The following is a 16,800-nucleotide window of genomic DNA, read 5'->3' as shown; positions in this document are numbered from 1 at the left end:
AGGAAAGAATGCTCAACCGCCTGTCACACAATACCGTTTCGGACACAGTGATCGCCGACGCCATCGCCGAGGAACTCGACCGCCAGAAGACGCAGATCGAGCTGATCGCCTCGGAGAATATCGTTTCCGCCGATGTCCTTGCGGCGCAAGGCTCGGTGCTGACCAACAAATATGCCGAGGGCTATCCCGGCAAGCGCTATTACGGCGGCTGCGAATTTGTCGACAAGGTCGAGGCGGTCGCCATCGATCGGCTGAAGCAGCTCTTCGGTGCTGAATTCGCCAATGTGCAGCCGCATTCCGGCGCGCAGGCCAATCAGGCGGTGTTTCTGGCGCTGCTGCAGCCCGGCGACCGGATCATGGGCCTGTCGCTCGCCCATGGCGGCCACCTTACCCACGGTTCGCCGGTCACCATGTCCGGCAAGTGGTTCGATGTGGTCTCCTATGAGGTCGACGCCGAAACTCATCTGATCGATATGGAGAAGGTGCGGGCACGGGCGCTGGAGACGAAGCCGAAGCTGATCGTGGCGGGTGCATCGGCCTATCCGCGCCAGATCGATTTCGCCGGCTTCCGCAAGATCGCCGATGAAGTCGGCGCTTATCTGATGGTCGATATGGCCCATTATGCCGGGCTGATCGCCGGCGGCAAATATCCGAACCCCGTGCCGCACGCCCATGTCGTCACCTCCACCACCCACAAGACCCTGCGCGGTCCGCGCGGCGGTGTGATCCTCACCAATGATGCCGATCTCGCCAAGAAGCTGAACTCGGCTGTCTTCCCCGGCAATCAGGGCGGTCCGCTGATGCATGTCATCGCCGCCAAGGCCGTGGCTTTCGGCGAGGCGCTGCGCCCGGACTTCGCGGATTACGCCGGCCAGGTCATCGCCAATGCTCAGGCGTTGGCGAAGGTACTGACGCAGGGTGGTCTGGGGATCGTCTCTGGCGGAACCGACAGCCATATGGTGCTGGTCGATCTGCGCCCGAAAGGCGTGACCGGCAAGGTTGCCGAAATCGCGCTGGAGCGGGCGGGGCTTACCTGCAACAAGAACGCCATTCCCAACGACCCGGAAAAGCCCTTCGTCACCTCGGGTATCCGGCTCGGCAGCTCCGCCGGCACCACGCGCGGTTTCGGCGTGGCTGAATTCGAACGGATCGGTGCGCTGATCCTGCGTGTCATCGATGCGCTGGCGGCGAATGCCGAGGGTGACGCCGCAGTCGAGGCCGATGTGCGGGCGCAGGTCGCAGCGCTTTGCGACGCCTTCCCGATCTACGGTTCGTAAATGTTCCTGTCGGTCTTCGATATATTCAAGATCGGCATCGGCCCATCGTCCTCTCATACGATGGGGCCCATGGTCGCGGCCGCCCGGTTTCTCGACGATCTACGCGGCGGCGACAAGATCCCGGGGGCCGGAAACCTTTTCGGCCTGCGGGCGAGCCTGCATGGCTCACTCGCCTTCACCGGCAAGGGCCATGCGACGGATCGCGCGGTCGTCCTCGGCCTGTGCGGGCTGAAGCCAGATACGCTCGATCCCGACCGGGTGGAGGAGATCGAGGCGGAGGTGCGCAGGACCGGCCTCGTCGAGCCCCAGGGGCTGCCGGCGCTGCGGTTCGATCCGGACAGGGATCTGGTCTTCGATTATGGCCCGCCGCTTCCCGGCCATGCCAACGGGCTGGTCCTCATTGCCTGCGACCGTCAGGGCAACACCTATCATCGGGAGGTCTATTATTCGATTGGCGGCGGTTTCGTCGTCACCGAAACGGAGCTGCAAAGGTCGGCTGGGGGATTGAGCGCCGGCAAGCAGCAGCCGGTGCCCTATCCCTTCAGCACGGCGGCGGAAATGCTGCGCATGGGCCGCGCGTCGGGCAAGACCATCGCTCAGATGAAGCGGGCGAATGAAGAGGTTGTTTACGGGGCGGAACTGGATGCGAGGCTGGACCGCGTCTGGGAGGTGATGGAAAGCTGCATCGAGCGCGGCTTGACGCAGGAGGGCATCCTGCCCGGCGGTCTGAAAGTGAAGCGCCGGGCGAAGGCTATCCATGCGCAATTGCAATCCGAGCGCGGGCTTAATCTCACCCAGCCGCATCAGGCCAATGACTGGATGAGCGTCTACGCCATGGCGGTGAATGAGGAAAATGCCGCCGGCGGGCGCGTCGTCACCTCTCCCACCAATGGCGCGGCGGGCGTGGTGCCGGCGGTGGCGCGCTATTATCTCGACCATTGCGTCGGTGCGCACCGCGAAGGCATCCGCGACCTTCTGCTGGTGGCGGCGGCCATCGGCGGTCTCATCAAGCACAATGCCTCGATTTCGGGGGCGGAAGTCGGTTGTCAGGGGGAGGTGGGATCGGCGGCGGCCATGGCGGCAGCCGGGCTTTGCGCGGTTCTGGGCGGCAGCAACGCGCAGGTGGAAAATGCCGCCGAAATCGCGCTCGAGCATCATCTCGGCATGACCTGCGATCCGGCGGCGGGGCTGGTTCAGGTTCCCTGCATCGAACGCAATGCGCTGGGCGCCATCAAGGCCGTCTCGGCGGCCAGCCTTTCGCTGCGCGGCGACGGCACCCATTTCATGCCGCTCGACAATTGCATCACCGTGATGCGCGAGACCGGCCGCGACATGCATGTGAAATATAAGGAAACCTCGCAGGGCGGCATCGCCGTCAACCTGCCTGAGTGCTGATCCATCAAGGGGGAGCAGGATTTGACCACCTATATCATGAAAGTCTCGTGCCCGGCGCGCAGCGGCATCGTCGCCGCCGTATCCGGTTATCTCGCCCGGTCCGGCTGCAACATCAACGACAGTTCGCAATTCACCGATCAGGAGACGGGTCGCTTTTTCATGCGGTTGAGTTTCGTTTCCGAACAGGGATCGGGACGCGAGGCGCTGCTTGACGGCTTCGGTCCCGTCGCGGCCGATTTCGATATGGATTATGATATTCACGACCTTTCGCGAAAGACGAAGGTCGTCATCATGGTCTCGCGCTTCGGTCATTGCCTGAACGATCTGCTGTATCGCTCCCGCATCGGCGCGCTGCCGGTGGAGATCGTCGCCGTGATTTCCAACCACCTCGACTACCAGAAGCAGGTGGTGAACGAGGATATTCCCTTCCATCACATCCGCGTCACGCCGGAAACGAAGCCCGAGGCGGAAGCGGCGATCCTGCAGGTGGTGCGGGATAACGGAGCGGAACTCGTGGTGCTGGCGCGTTACATGCAGGTGCTGTCGGACCGGCTGTGTCAGGAAATGTCTGGCCGCATCATCAACATCCACCATTCCTTCCTGCCGTCTTTCAAGGGCGCCAATCCTTACAAACAGGCCTATGAACGCGGAGTGAGGCTGATCGGCGCGACCGCCCATTACGTCACCGCCGATCTCGATGAGGGACCGATCATCGAGCAGGATACGATCCGCGTGACCCATGCCCAGAGCGCGATGGATTATGTCAGCCTTGGCCGGGATGTGGAAAGCCAGGTGCTTGCGCGGGCCATCCACGCCCATATTCATCACCGGGTCTTTCTGAACGGAAACAAGACGGTCGTCTTTCCCGCGTCGCCGGGAGAACATGTCTCCGAGCGCATGGGCTGAATGTGGGGTCGTGATTGACGTTCTTTCCCAAGGCGAAACGCCAGTCCATTCAGAAAATTTTCAGTGGCTTGTCGTCATGTCGTCCCGCCAGTAGCAGGCGTTGAGATAGCGTTTTTTGGACAGGACCGTCAATTTGTCCCGGAAACACTGCCATTGCGAGAAGGCATTGGCGAGCCACAGGAAATATTCATTGTTGGAGGCGGCCGTTTCCAAGGCCGCATCGCCAACGCGTTCAACGAATCTCATGGGGCAAACGGTCGAGCGGGGCAGCCAGCATATCTGGATGCCGGAGGGGGCGGCGATGCCATATCGGCAATTTTCGGCCCTGAGGAAAATCCGGCCCGTCGCATTTTCGGGCAGGTTTTCGCAGATGCGGGCAATGGCGGGCAGGGCGGTTTCGTCTCCGGCCAGCAGATAGTGTTTTGCCGGCCTCATTCCTAAGCCGCAGGGGCCGGACATGCCGCAAAGCGCGCCGGGACGTGCATTCCGGGCAAAGGAACATCCCGGCCCGGCATCCTCATGCAGGACGAAATCGATGTCGATAAAGCCGCTGTCGGCGTCGATCGCGCGGATCGTATAATAGCGCACGTCGAAGGCATCGGCCGATGCCCCGATATTTTCACCGGGAGGAAGATGGCCGATGAAGTCTTTGCTCCGCTTTGAAAAGTAAAGCCTGACATGCAGGTTCTCCAGCGTATCGAAACGCTGAAGACCGGTGCCGGAAAATCGCAGGCGCTGCATGAAAGGGGCGACGCGCTGGCTGTCGACCACCGTCAGTATCCGAAAACTCTCATCCGTGAGAATGGTCATGCGCGCCTTCCGATCAGTACGAGCAAAAACGGCCCGCCGACCACCGTCGCCAGGAGGCCTGCGGGTATTTGAAACGGGAAAATAAGGTTGCGGCCCAGCCAGTCGGCGACGAGCAGGATGAGCCCGCCGATCAGCGCCGCCGCCGGCAATTGCGTGCCGGCGCGCTGGAAACCCGCAAGCCGCGCCAGATGCGGCCCCATCAGGCCGGCGAAACTCAAGGGGCCAACGAGGATTGTGGCGCTTGCCGTGAGAATGGCGGAAAGCGAATAGAGGCCGTTGCGGCTAGCCACGACCGAGACGCCGGTATTTCTGGCGATATCCTCGCCAAGCGGCAGCACCTCCAGCCAACGGCGGATGAAGGGGACAAGGGCAAGTCCTCCGGAAAGCAGCAGCGTCGCCATGATGGCTTCGCCCGGCGCGACCGCATAGGTGGAGCCGGAAAGCCAGGCGAGAAGCTGACCGAGCCTCGGATCCTGCGACGTCATCAATATGGCCATGACGAAACCGGAGATGGAACTGAGCGCGATGCCGATCAGCAGCAGCCGGTCGCCCGAAAAACCGGGCTTACACGAGAGGCTCAGCATCAGCAGCAAAACCGTCAGCGACCCCGCCGCACCGGCGAGGATTTGGACGGAGCGGGTAGGTGCGGCAAGGGTGAGGAGAACTGCAATGACGCCGAGCATCGCCCCGGAAGAGACGCCCAGCACTTCCGGCGACGCCATGGGATTGCCGGTGACGCGCTGGAGAATGGTGCCGGCAAGCGCCAGCATGGCCCCACCGCTGAAGGCCGCGAGCGCCCTCGGCCAGCGCCAGCCGAGACCGTGCGTGTCGTAAAGCCCCGCTAAAAACCAGCCCTCCGTGCTTTTCCCGACGAAGAGCGCCACGCCGGCCGCGACGCACAGAAGGGCGACGAGGCCGAGCAAAGCGGGCATGGGCCGGGCAAGGCGCGCCACCGCCGGCTGTGCACCCGGCTGCGGCGGGGCGGGCATCTTCAGCCGCCGGATCAGCGCGAACATCAGCGGCGCGCCGAGAAGAGCGGTGACGGCGGCAGTCGGGAACAATCGATAGGTAACGGGAAAAAACAGGACGATCTGGTCGGTCAAGGTGAGCAGCAGCGCGCCAAGTACCGCCGAATACCCAAGCTGCGCGCCCATTCGTCTTGCGCCGCAGGCGCGCGCCAGCGCGGGGGCGGCAAGGCCGATAAAGCTGATGATGCCGACCGAGGCAGTGACCACCGCCGTCAAGGCCGCCGCTACCACCAGCGTCAGCAGGCGGTAGGCGGCAAGCGACAGGCCGAGACTTCTGGCATTGGCGTCCTCGAGCGTCATGATCGTCAGGGGGCGAAGAAGCAGCACAACTGCAAGGATGAGCACAGTGAGACGAGGGGCGAGAAAGGAGACGGCGCTCCAGTCCTGCTGATCGAGATATCCAGCACCCCATAAAAAGATGCTGACGAGAAAATCATGGTTGAACAGCACCAGAACGGCGCTCGCCGCGCCGCAATAAAGGCTGACGATCATGCCCGCCAGCGTGACGGTGACAGGCGACAGGCCTTTGCGCCACGAAAGCGCGAGGATCGCCAGAAGCGACAGCGCCGCGCCCGCAAAGGCGATCCATTCCTGTGCGGCCATCCATTGCGGGAACCAGAGCGTGGCAATGGCAAGCAGCAGATAGGAACCGGCCGAAATGCCGAGTGTCGCCGGTTCGGCAAGCGGATTGCGCAGGATGTTTTGCAGGATCGCCCCGACAAGGCCGAGTGTGGCGCCGGTCATCAGCGCGACGACGATTCTAGGCAGCAAAGTATTGTGAAGCAGCACCTGCGCCGTCATGTCGGGATCGGGAAAAAACAGGGCTGCAAGCGGCGTCCCATCGGGCATGCGCAGAAACAGGTTGAAGCCGGCAAGGCCGGCGCAGACGATGGCGAGCGATGTGACGACGATCGCGGCTATGTTCGCCGTCCTCTTCATGGCGATGCCTCACCGGCAAGGGCTTCTGAAACGAGGCGGGCGAAACGTTTTGCCGGCGGCAATCCGCCGTAAAACAATACGTCCCCGATACGCACCAACCGGTTTTCACGAATGAAGGACAGGCTTTTGATGACCGGTGCGCTGAGAAGCGTATCCAGCTTTTCGCTGCTGGTATCGCCGATGCACAGAAGCCGCGCCTGCGGATGGCGGGAAAGCTGGTCGGCCGTCACTGTCGTATGACCAAATCTCGAGGTGTAACCATCCCAGGCGTTCTCGATGCCGAATTGATCGAGAACATTCTGGAAAAGGCTGTTCCTGCCGAAAACCAGGAGTCGCCTGCCATCTATGACCGTCGCCAGCAGCAGAGGCCGTCCGTCATAGGCGGAGAGCCGTGCGCGGGCCTGCTGCATTTCCGCGTCGAAACTTTCCTGAAACGCATCAAACCGGTCGGGTTCACCGATCTGTGCGGCGAGAGCGATGAGAGCGTTTCTGCCACTGATTAAATGGGTCTCGCCCGCAGTGACGCCGGCATCGAAAAGGTGGGTGGGGGCAATGGCGGCAAGCCGGCCGGCGGCCACGGTGAAATCATTGCTGTGCAGGATGAGGCTTGGCCGAAGATAGTCGACAAGTTCCAGATTGGGCTCGGACCGCAATCCAAGCTCGGCAACGGAGGGCGACAGGGCCGGTTCGACGACGAGGCTGGCATAACGTTCCAGTTCCGGCATGGCTGCGGGCTGCACGCCAAGCGCCAGCAGGTTCTGCCCGCTCACCCAGTCCATGGCGACGATGCCGCCGGAACGGGCGGCCAATGACGGCCGGTTTGTGAGGAAAAAAGCACCTGTCCCGCAGAGCAGCGCTCTGCGGGACAGGGAACTGCGCAGCATCATCAGAATTTCGCCTGAACCGAGAAGGATACGGTTCTCGGCGCGCCGAGATAATAGCTGTTCTGCCAGTAGTTCTCATCGGTGATGTTGCTGACATTCAGCCGGAAGGTCAGCGGATTGCCGAAGTTTTCGGTGGTGTAACGCAGCCCGAGATCGGCGGTGACATAGGAGGGGAGGCGGTCGTTGTTGACCGAATTCGCCCATTGCTTGCCGGTGTAATAAAGGCCGCCGGTCAGGAACAGTCCCTCGACGGTGGGAACCTCATATTCGGCATAGACCTTCGCCAGAACATTGGCGACGTTCATGGGGCGGTTGCCGTCATAGGTTCCGCCCTCGACCTGTGCATCGAGGAAGGTCAGGCCGCCGAGAACGGTAAGATCGTCCGTCACCTTGCCGGTCGCCGTGAACTCGACGCCGCGATGGCGCTGGCGGCCGTCCTGCGAATAGAGGTTGGCATCCGTCGTGAGTTCGTAAGCCTTGGAGATGTCGAACAAGGCCGCTGTCAGCAGCAGGTCGCCGACTTCGCCCTTGATGCCGATTTCCTTCTGCTTGCTGACCATGGGGGCCATGATCTGCCCGGAATTTACCGTCGTCGTCGGCGCGACGCCGCCCTGCTCCAGCCCTTCGATGTAGCTGCCGTAAAGGGTTACCTGTTCGATTGGCTTGAATAGCAGTGAGACCGAAGGCGAAAGCCGCCCTTCGTCGTAATCGGGAGCGGTGCGGACGCCGGCACTGTTCAGAGACTGGGTCTGGATCACGCTGTAATTGGCGCCGACAAGGGCCGACCATTGTTCGCTGAACTCGATCTGGTCGCCGACAACGAAGTTGTGGTTGCGCGCATAGCCCGCTTTATAAAGCGGCGAGGTGTTCGCAGGAAAGGCCGGTTCCGGCAGATGAAGAGGAGATGACATCGGGAAGGGGCCGATATATCCGGTACTTGGATTATCCACCGTCGACCATGATCTGTCCTGAAACATATGATATCCGACAGTCAGCTTGTGCGACACGGCTCCCGTGTCGAACGAAACGTCAGCGAACGCGTTGGCGGCTTCGAATGTGTTTTTTGTTTCACCTGAACGCATTGCGAGCTGGTAATATTGACTAGGTGCGCGAATGGAATTCATCGTATGGTCCTGCACGGGCCGATCGACATATTCCCGCATATATCCACCGCGCAGGGTAATGGCATCGTTCACATCATAGGTGAGTTTTGCCGAGTATCTTTTTTTCTCGATCTCGTCGTGAATCCATGGCTGGCTCCAGTTTTTGCTCGCGTCCGGCGCATCGGGCCGCGTTACGCCGGCACGGACGAACCAGTAGGAGTTCGGCGCATCCATCTTGTATTTGCTGTAGGACGCGTTGAGTTCCAGTTTCAGCCGGTCGGTAATGTTCCAGTCGAAAGCGCCGCTTGCCAGAAAGCGGTCGACATTCTGATCATCGATGGCGGTGTCACCCGCCGAGCGGACGATATTGAGGCGATAACCCATGTCGCCTTCCGGATCGATGCGGCCGCCGAAATCGCCATGGACGAAGGCCTGCGCGCCGCCGTAATTGCCGACCGTCACGCTGTTCAAACGTTCCTGCGTCGGGCGCTTGTACACATAATTGATCATGCCGGCGGGCGAGGCCGCACCATAGAGAAAGCCCGAAAGGCCGGAAAGAACCTCGGTGCGTTCCTTGTCTTCCAGCACCGTCGCATGGCTGTAGGAGCGGCGGAAGCCGTCTTCGGCCGTATCATAGGTGGTGAAGCCGCGAATATTGGCCATCGGCGCCCAGCCGGACATCTGCGGCGTCTGGCTGCGGATGGTCGGCAGGACACGATAAATATCCTCAGGGGATTGCGCCTGGATATTCTGGATCAGTTCCCTTGGTGCAACAGTGACGGAAAACGGCGTATCGCGAATGGCCGTCTGTCCGAGCAGGCCGAGGGATGACAGGGTTTCCGTGCGGTAGCCATCCTGCGCCAGCCCGTCCTGCTGCAATACGGATGCGCCGCGCGCGCCCTGAACCGTAATGGGTTCGAGAAGGGTGGAGTTTCCGGCTGCCGCAGCACTTGCCGCGCTGACCGGTGCGGCGATGATGACGGAGGTGGCGTCGGTGAAGGAATAAACGAGGCCGGTGCCGCGCAGAAGCTCCACGATCGCCTGCTCGCGGGTTGTCGCGCGGCTGACGCCCTGTGAAAGTTTTCCGCGTGCAATCGAGGCATCGTAGGAAATCTGCGTTCCCGACAGTTTTCCGAAGGTTGCCAGCGATTTGTTCAGCGGGCCGGCCGGAACCGAATAAACCGTCTGCGCAAAGGCTGGCTGTGCCGCGATGCCGGCGGCAAGCGTCGTGGTCGTCGCCAGAAAGGCGAAAAACAGCGCGCCACGACCCTTACGACCCCTGTTTGTACCCTTATGAGCCGATGAGAACTCATTCCCCATGTGAAAGCCACTCCATTAAATCTGTCCCCGGAGACCGGCCGGCCTGTGCTGGCGGCGGGTTCTCTGAGGACAATACGAATGACGTTCGAAAATTTTCCTCTTTTTCTCAAGTTTTCTTAAATGGAGGAAATAACGGTCAAAAATGGCGTGACGGCCCGCACCTTGCCGCCGAATGGCCGCACCACCGCATCGAGCGCCCGGATGGGGTCGGCAAGATCGAAGACACCGCTGACGACGTTGTTTTTCAGGGCAGGGGTGGCGATGACCACCTTGCCCTTTTGCCAGCGGGCGATGCGATTGACCACCGCCGCGACCGTCTCCTTTTCGGCAATGAGCATGCCCGTGCGCCATGCCGCGATTTCAAAAGCCTCCCTGACGCCGCGATCCATACGGCGCGATGCCTGGTCGTAGGTCAGCCACTCGCCTGCCGCCAGTTTCTCTCCGCCTGGAGAGGGCAGATCGGGCGATGTGGCCAGAACCAGCCCATGATCGACGGAGACGGAGATGGAGAGATCGTCGCCCGAAACGTCGAAAGCGGTCCCGAGCGCTGTGGCGGTCAATGGTCCGTAGGCGACGGAGAAGGGGCGCGAAGCATCGGGCATGACATCGAAATAGGCCATGCCGGTAAGGAGGTTCACCCGTCTTGCCCGCTCGCCGAAATCGACGGTGATTGCGCTGTTCGGCCCAAGCGTGACCATGCTGCCGTCCTCGAGGGGAATTTCTCTGATCTCGGCCGTCGATGTCAGATAGTCGGCGCGGGCGCGTAACGTCGCATAGGGTGCCAGCACCGAACCGCCTGCCGCCGCACCAAGACAGAGCACGCCTCCGACAAGCAGAAGACGCCGGTTGGGGTCGAAGCCCTTTTGCGAGGAACGGGCCTCCTCGGCCAGAATCTGGCCGGTCATGCCGTGGATCGCGGCGACCTTCGCCCAGGCGGCGGCATGGGCCGGTCCGCGTTCGATCCAGGCGCGTGCCGTTTCGATGGCGACGGGATTGCCGGGATCGTTCTGCAGGCGAATGGCAATATCCGCAGCTTCACGAAACAGGCGCCGTTCTTCCGACACTTCGTTCATAGGGAGCCTTTCAGGATTGCCGGAGACCGGACAATGTCACAGCCTTTGATATATACGAATGAGAGGCCGCATATTTCCGAATGAAAGAAGTTTAATGCGCAGGCCGGCGATTAAACGGCGATATCTGGGGCAAGACGACGGTTCCCGTCCTCTACAGACCGTTCAGCCGATCCTCTATGTGTTCGTAGGCGTCGCGGATCAAAACCCAGGTGCGGGTGGTGGACATGCCGAGCTTCTGCGCCACTTCGCTGATCGTCAGGCCGCCCATCCGGTGCAGCTGAAAGGCTTCGCGCACCCGACGGGGCAGTTCCGAAAGCGCCTGTTCCACCAGTTGCAGCCGCTGACGGTCATAGACGATGGTTTCGGCCGATGGCGACGGATCTATGATGGCATCGAAGGCGTTTTGCGGCAGGTCGACACGGCGCAGACTGCGTTCGCGGCGATAATGATCGATGCTGAGATTGCGCGCCACCGTATAGAGGTAGGATTTGGGATTGTGGGAGACGGCACTTGCCGGCGGCGGTGAGGCAAGCACCTTCAAAAAGGCATCCTGCGCCAGATCGGATGCCGTTTCAGGATCGATGCCCCTGCTGCGCAGGGACCTGACGATGCCCTTCGCATATAGCCGGAACAATTCCTGCAGATCCCAACTCAAGAGCCTTGCCTTCCGGTAACCGACCCCGTGCCTGCCCGGTGAACGGACGGTCGGTGTGTCGAACGATGCAGCCGTCGGTCGATTATGTGCAATCGGTGCCGAATTCGAGAATATGCGAAGCGACGGCTTCGATAAACAGGATCGCCCCGCAGGCATGATATCATCGGCCGTTGATGTTGCCGGTATCATGCTTGCGGGGCGACGGTAAAGTAAAACAGTCGCTGTACTATGGATTAGTCTGTGACTTTTCCTGCGGTCATATCAATTGCCGCGATGAACGAGGCAGACTGCGAGTAAAGGTTGTTATTCGGCGGGCTGCGCCACGGCTTCCATATCCGACCGTCCGCGATTTCCGGAGAGGCTTCGCTGGCCGAGCGCGATGATGGCGACTGTCGAAAGGCTTGCGGCGACGGACACCCAGAAACCGTTGTCCGGGCCGAAATTGTCGATCACCCAGCCGGAAACGAAGGCGCCGAGCGCCATGCCGATACCGATGCCGGTCATCACCCATGTCACGCCTTCCGTTAGCATCGATTCCGGCACGCGGCGCTCGATCAGGCCGAATGAGGTGATGAAGATCGGCGAGATTGCAACGCCGCTGAGGAAAACGGCGAAAGCGAGAAGCGCTACCGAGGTGTTGGCGACAAGCAGCGGCAGGGCGGTGAGCGCGAGCACGCTGACGGCGATCAGCAATTGCCGTTGCAGCGGCATTTTGGGGTTGAGCGCGCCGAGAATGAGGCCGACCACGAAGGAGCCGATGGCATAGACGCCGATGACGAGGCTGGCGGCTTCCGGTTGACCAAGCGCCTTGGTGATTGCGACGGCGCTTACCTCGGCCGTGGCGAAAGTGGAGCCGACGAAGATCAGCGCAAGCGTGATGATCTGGACCGGGCGCAGGAAGATGGCCGAACGCTGCCGGCGGCCGCTTTCAACCGGCCGCACCTTGGGCTCGGTCGAGCGTTGCAGAAGGAAGGCAAAGGTGCCGAGCGCCAGGAAGGTGGTGCTGATCATCATGCCCGCTTCCGGAAAGAGCGAAACCGCAAGGCCAACAGAAAGCGAGGCGCCGGAGATGTAGACAAGTTCGTCGGCGGCGGATTCGAAGGCGAAGGCGGTGTTCAGCTCCGGCCGGTCGCGGAAGATTTCCGTCCAGCGGGCGCGCATCATGGCGGGAATGCTCGGCATGGCGGCGGCGAGGAAGGCGGAAAGGAACAACGTCCACGCCGGCCATCTCTGATTTGTCGCGATAATCAGCGTCGCAAAGGCGATGACCGAGACGATGGTGGCGGGGATGAGGACCTTGCTCTGCCCCTTGCGGTCCACCAGACGGGAGATTTGCGGGGAGAGGGCGGCATTGGTCAATGCGAAGGTTGCCGAGACGGCGCCAGCCAGCCAATATTCACCGTGAGTCTGGGAAAGCATGGCGACGATGCCGATCGGGGCCATGGCAATGGGAAGGCGGGCGAAGAAACCGGCGGCGGAAAAGCCTTTTGCGCCTGGAGCCCGGAAAATTTCTCTGTATGGATTAGACATCGGGATGCACCTTGTTCTAAGGGTGTCCACCACATACATACGTGGCGTATGCGAATGAGATAATTGCATACGACGCGTATGTCAACTAATATACGCGTCGTATGTGGAAAATGGAGAAGAAATGCGCAAACCTCGCAGTGAAATGATTGCCGAGACGCGGGCGAAGCTTCTGGCTGCCGGCCGCAAGGCCTTTGGCAGCATCGGTTATGCGGAAGCGTCGATGGACGACTTCACCGCCGAAGCCGGTCTCACCCGTGGCGCGCTCTATCACCATTTCGGCGACAAGAAAGGCCTGCTGCTGGCCGTTGTGGCAGAAATCGATGCGGAGATGACGAATAGGCTCTGCGACATCTCTTCGAGGGCCGCGACCCGGTGGGAGGGTTTCGTCGAGGAGAATGTCGGTTATGTGCGCATGGCTCTCGAGCCGGAAATCCAGCGGATCATGTTTCGCGACGGGCCGGCGGTGCTCGGCGATCCGTCGCGCTGGCCCAATGCCAATGGCTGTATCTCGGCTGTCGCCCGAAGCCTGGATGCGCTTCGGGAAGAAGGCACCATCGGCGACATCGATCCGGAGGCATGCGCCCGCTTCATCAATGCGGCGAGCAGCAGCGCCGCCCAATGGATAGCCAATTCCGACGATCCCGAAACGACCTCGAAACGGGCTGTCGGCAGTTTCCGGACCTTTCTGGAGGGATTGCGGGTCAGGAAAGACTGACCCGCATAGCGGCCTATCTGTTATTCCGGGTCGGCTAGGCGATCATCACGGAAAATGTGTAGAGATATCTGGAATAGATACGGATCATGTTATTGGTAGCACCTGTTTGACACCTCTGAGGTCAAGGTTATGGTCGACAAGCCGTCGGAAAAAGCGTCCGGAAGCGCGCCATCGGATCAATCGCCGAAGCTTCTTTCGGGCGGTAATCCCCAGATTGCAAAAGGATATGGCGACGCGCCGGTGCAGGCCTATATCGCCGCCATGCCGGGGTGGAAAAGCGCGGTCGGTGGCCGTATCGACAGGCTGATCGAAGGTGTCGTGCCCGGCGTGCGCAAGGCTGTGAAGTGGAATTCGCCCTTCTATGGCATGGAGGACGATATCTGGTTCCTCAGCCTTCACTGCTTTACGAAATACATCAAGGTGACCTTCCTGAACGGCGCATCCTTGCAGCCTTTGCCGCCCGGCACTTCCAAACATCCGAAGGTCCGCTACCTCGATATCCACGAGGATGCGTTCGATGAAGCGCAGTTCGTGGAGTGGGTGAGGCAGGCAAGCGTGTTGCCCGGCGAAAAAATGTGAGCGACCGGGTTTATCGGTGCCACAGGCTTTCAAGCGCGCGATGCTCGCGAAATGGGCCAACGAATCAGGCCGGTTTTCCTGCCTCTTGAGGATCGCGTCGCGCCGCGGATGATGAGAAATCGCGGGCTGTCCGATACAGTTTTTCCGGAGTGAAGAAAAACCGGCAGATCCGGCCGATTTCTGTTTACTTTTGCCGGGCTTGCACGCCATCACGCTCACTGAATTCGCTGCCAGGCGTATCGCAAACCACGGAGGATGAGATGAAGGCACTGGTGCTGGAAGAAAAAGGCAAGCTCTCGCTCAGGGATTTTGACATTCCGGGTGGAGCGGGATCCGCTGAACTCGGGCCCAGGGATGTGCGCATCCGCACCCATACGGTCGGTATCTGCGGCTCGGATGTCCATTATTACACCCATGGCAAGATCGGTCATTTCGTCGTCAATGCGCCGATGGTGCTCGGCCATGAAGCGTCTGGAACGGTGATCGACACCGGCGCCGAGGTGACGCACCTGAAGGTGGGTGACCGCGTCTGCATGGAGCCCGGCATTCCCGATCCCACATCGCGCGCCTCCAAGCTCGGCATCTACAATGTCGATCCGGCTGTCCGCTTCTGGGCGACGCCGCCGATCCATGGCTGCCTAACGCCTGAGGTCATTCATCCCGCCGCCTTCACTTATAAGCTGCCCGACAATGTGTCCTTTGCCGAAGGCGCCATGGTCGAACCCTTCGCCATCGGCATGCAGGCAGCGCTCAGGGCGCGTATCCAGCCGGGCGATATTGCTGTCGTCACGGGGGCGGGTCCGATCGGCATGATGGTGGCGCTGGCGGCGCTTGCCGGCGGTTGCGCCAAGGTCATCGTTGCCGATCTCGCCCAGCCGAAGCTCGATATCATCGGTTCCTATGATGGCATCGAAACCGTCAACATCCGCGAACGCAATCTCGCCGAGGCCGTCTCGGCGGCGACCGACGGCTGGGGTTGCGATATCGTCTTCGAATGCTCGGGTGCAGCACCCGCCGTGCTCGGCATGGCGAAGCTGGCGCGGCCGGGCGGCGCGATCGTGCTGGTCGGTATGCCCGTCGATCCGGTTCCGGTCGATATTGTCGGCCTGCAGGCCAAGGAGCTGCGGGTCGAAACGGTTTTCCGCTACGCCAATGTTTACGACCGGGCAGTTGCGCTCATCGCGTCCGGCAAGGTCGACCTGAAGCCGCTGATTTCCGCGACCATCCCCTTCGAAGACAGCATCGCCGGCTTCGACCGGGCGGTGGAGGCGCGGGAAACGGACGTGAAACTTCAGATCGTGATGCCGCAATAAAAGATCGCGTGCCGACCACCGATGCCTGCCACCGATGATTGAGTGGCAGAGATGCTGCGGAAAAGTATGAGTGCGGTCTGCCGTTGTCCGGTGGTCCGCACTCCAAAAATTTACAAGATATCGCCTTCGGGTGAGCATTGTTTGAGCGGATCACGCCGAATTGTGCAAAAAAATCGGCGCGACCGCTGAGTTTTTGGCCAGCCTCATCCGGCGACTATTCAATTTCCGACAAAAAAGAGTCAAAAAAGTATCGGTAATTTCTTCGGCGTGATGTGGAAGCACAGATAGCGCACGCCATATGCTCCTCATCAACGCCTGGGACGAGCCATAAAGAGGAATGGCTCTGCTCCGCAAATGCGGCGGACGTGTCGATGGGAGGAACTATGATGCAGCCCGATCTGGAACTGGTGCACATCCGCAAGGGCGAATCCTTCGCTGCCTGGCGGCATGGCTATCCGTTCCGCACCGTGCGCTGGCATTATCATCCCGAATACGAAATCCACCTCGTTGTCGCCACGTCAGGCACGTTTTATATCGGGGATTTCGTCGGCCGTTTCGGCCCCGGTCAGCTCATCATGACCGGTCCCAATCTCCCCCAGAACTGGATCAGCGAGATCGAGCCGGACGAGATCGTGCCGACACGCTCTCTCGTGATCCAGTTTCCGGAGGCTTTTATCGAGGATGCCTGCACCTCCATGTCCGAGATGGAGGTGGTCCGTGCGCTGCTGGACCGCAGCCGCCGCGGCATTCTGTTCGACGATGAGACAAGCGATCGCGTTCGCCCGCTGATCCTTCGGCTGATCGAGGCGCAGGGGCTGACGCGGCTCGCACTTTTCTGGGAAATTCTCGATCTCCTGGTCAATGCGCCGTCTTCCGAGGTGCTGGCAAGCCTGAGCTACGAGCTTGATCTGACCGGCATCGGCGACAGCGGCATCAACCGCGCGCTGTCGCATCTGCGCCAGCACCTGACCGAGCAGGTCGAGGAAATCGACCTTGCCGAGATGGTAGGCCAGAGCCCAAGCGCCTTTTCCCGCGCCTTCAAGCGCCACACGGGAACGACGCTGGTGCGGTATCGCAATCAGTTACGCATCGATCTCGCTTGCCAGATGCTGCTGGCGGATCAGGAGGTCAAGGTGGCGGAGGTCTGCTACGATGTGGGCTTTTCCAATCTTTCGAATTTCAACCGGCATTTCCTGAAATTGAAGGGAATGTCGCCGTCGAGGTTCCGCACCATATTCGCAGCCCAGAAGGCAGCGGTCATGGCGGATTAACC

At 60.9% G+C, this 16,800-nt stretch carries 14 protein-coding genes; 7 read left to right on the top strand and 7 right to left on the bottom strand.

What is annotated here, in order from left to right; genetic code table 11:
• Positions 1–8 precede the first annotated feature (8 nt).
• From glyA to purU, 3 genes are read left to right on the top strand one after another with little or no spacing between them, the layout of a single operon-like run.
• Positions 9–1,277: a serine hydroxymethyltransferase gene (glyA, locus tag EM858_RS12670; RefSeq protein WP_080820339.1), complete on the top strand. Its 1,269-nt coding sequence runs from the start codon at positions 9–11 to the stop codon at positions 1,275–1,277.
• Positions 1,278–2,672 (top strand): L-serine ammonia-lyase, encoded by a 1,395-nt coding sequence (locus tag EM858_RS12665; protein ID WP_127756877.1) that lies wholly within the window; start codon positions 1,278–1,280, stop codon positions 2,670–2,672.
• A gap of 21 nt (positions 2,673–2,693) precedes the next feature.
• Positions 2,694–3,578 carry a formyltetrahydrofolate deformylase gene (purU, locus tag EM858_RS12660; RefSeq protein ID WP_080820344.1) on the top strand — a complete coding sequence of 295 codons (885 nt, stop codon included), beginning with the start codon at positions 2,694–2,696 and terminating at the stop codon, positions 3,576–3,578.
• 60 nt (positions 3,579–3,638) lie between these two features.
• Here the strand turns inward: purU and EM858_RS12655 are convergent, their stop codons facing one another.
• From EM858_RS12655 to EM858_RS12625, 7 genes are all read right to left on the bottom strand, one after another.
• The gene (locus EM858_RS12655) at positions 3,639–4,388 is read right to left on the bottom strand and encodes a siderophore-interacting protein (protein ID WP_080820346.1); all 750 of its coding nucleotides are present in this window, start codon (positions 4,386–4,388) and stop codon (positions 3,639–3,641) included.
• On the bottom strand, positions 4,385–6,355 hold the full coding sequence (gene fhuB / locus EM858_RS12650; RefSeq protein WP_080820348.1) for a Fe(3+)-hydroxamate ABC transporter permease FhuB: 1,971 nt from the start codon (positions 6,353–6,355) through the stop codon (positions 4,385–4,387). The genes EM858_RS12655 and fhuB overlap by 4 nt, the downstream gene beginning before the upstream one ends.
• Complete coding sequence (locus EM858_RS12645; RefSeq protein WP_127756876.1) at positions 6,352–7,242, bottom strand: ABC transporter substrate-binding protein; 891 nt, start codon at positions 7,240–7,242, stop codon at positions 6,352–6,354. Before EM858_RS12645 ends, fhuB begins: the two co-directional genes overlap by 4 nt.
• Positions 7,242–9,662 carry a TonB-dependent receptor gene (locus EM858_RS12640; RefSeq protein ID WP_127756875.1) on the bottom strand — a complete coding sequence of 807 codons (2,421 nt, stop codon included), beginning with the start codon at positions 9,660–9,662 and terminating at the stop codon, positions 7,242–7,244. Before EM858_RS12640 ends, EM858_RS12645 begins: the two co-directional genes overlap by 1 nt.
• 116 nt (positions 9,663–9,778) lie before the next feature.
• Positions 9,779–10,735 (bottom strand): FecR domain-containing protein, encoded by a 957-nt coding sequence (locus tag EM858_RS12635; RefSeq protein WP_127756874.1) that lies wholly within the window; start codon positions 10,733–10,735, stop codon positions 9,779–9,781.
• A 151-nt stretch (positions 10,736–10,886) separates the two neighbouring features.
• Entirely contained in the window at positions 10,887–11,390 is a 504-nt protein-coding gene (locus EM858_RS12630; protein WP_080820354.1) for an RNA polymerase sigma factor, read from the bottom strand.
• A gap of 303 nt (positions 11,391–11,693) precedes the next feature.
• The gene (locus EM858_RS12625; protein WP_127756873.1) at positions 11,694–12,920 is read right to left on the bottom strand and encodes an MFS transporter; all 1,227 of its coding nucleotides are present in this window, start codon (positions 12,918–12,920) and stop codon (positions 11,694–11,696) included.
• A gap of 121 nt (positions 12,921–13,041) precedes the next feature.
• Here EM858_RS12625 and EM858_RS12620 point away from each other — a divergent pair, with 121 nt between their 5' ends.
• From EM858_RS12620 to EM858_RS12605, 4 genes are all read left to right on the top strand, one after another.
• Positions 13,042–13,635, top strand: a complete 594-nt coding sequence (locus EM858_RS12620; protein WP_164865416.1) for a TetR/AcrR family transcriptional regulator — start codon at positions 13,042–13,044, stop codon at positions 13,633–13,635.
• Between the two features lie 129 nt (positions 13,636–13,764).
• Positions 13,765–14,214: a DUF1801 domain-containing protein gene (locus EM858_RS12615; protein WP_080853693.1), complete on the top strand. Its 450-nt coding sequence runs from the start codon at positions 13,765–13,767 to the stop codon at positions 14,212–14,214.
• A 260-nt stretch (positions 14,215–14,474) separates the two neighbouring features.
• Positions 14,475–15,527 carry an NAD(P)-dependent alcohol dehydrogenase gene (locus tag EM858_RS12610; RefSeq protein ID WP_127756872.1) on the top strand — a complete coding sequence of 351 codons (1,053 nt, stop codon included), beginning with the start codon at positions 14,475–14,477 and terminating at the stop codon, positions 15,525–15,527.
• 386 nt (positions 15,528–15,913) lie between these two features.
• Positions 15,914–16,798, top strand: coding sequence for an AraC family transcriptional regulator (locus EM858_RS12605; protein WP_080821057.1), 885 nt, complete (start codon positions 15,914–15,916; stop codon positions 16,796–16,798).
• The last annotated feature ends 2 nt before the right edge of the window (positions 16,799–16,800 follow it).

Source organism: Agrobacterium sp. CNPSo 2736 (genome assembly GCF_004005385.1).
Taxonomy (GTDB): domain Bacteria; phylum Pseudomonadota; class Alphaproteobacteria; order Rhizobiales; family Rhizobiaceae; genus Agrobacterium; species Agrobacterium leguminum.
Note: the sequence above shows the minus strand (reverse complement) of the source record. Positions and strands in the feature narration are given on the sequence as shown.